At 41.3% G+C, this 252-nt stretch carries 1 protein-coding gene; it reads left to right on the top strand.

Going from position 1 to position 252, the window contains the following annotated elements:
* A partial coding sequence (locus tag R0K30_RS22795; RefSeq protein WP_410613220.1) for a hypothetical protein occupies window positions 1-252 on the top strand: 252 nt, incomplete at both ends.

The raw sequence follows: 252 nt of genomic DNA, 5'->3' as shown, positions 1-252 counted from the left end.
GGCAACTGATGAAGTGGTTACTTCAATCAAGCCAGGAGAAAAAGCGGTAGTATCAGCAAATGGTCCTTTTGTACTATCATCAGGTACTAACATTATTAAAGTGATGGCAGCTGAAGACCTAGAATTACCAGACGTTGAAGCACCAATGTTGATTGGTGGTGAGTTTAGTGTTTCTGAAGATGCAGCTGATGGAACCGTGGTAGGTGCGTTTACTATTGAAGAATCAGATTTAGACTTGGCTGTTTCAGAGTA

Origin of the sequence: Bacillus sp. SIMBA_154, assembly GCF_046536015.1 — a bacterium.
Classification (GTDB): domain Bacteria; phylum Bacillota; class Bacilli; order Bacillales; family Bacillaceae; genus Bacillus; species Bacillus pumilus_P.
Note: the sequence above shows the minus strand (reverse complement) of the source record. Positions and strands in the feature narration are given on the sequence as shown.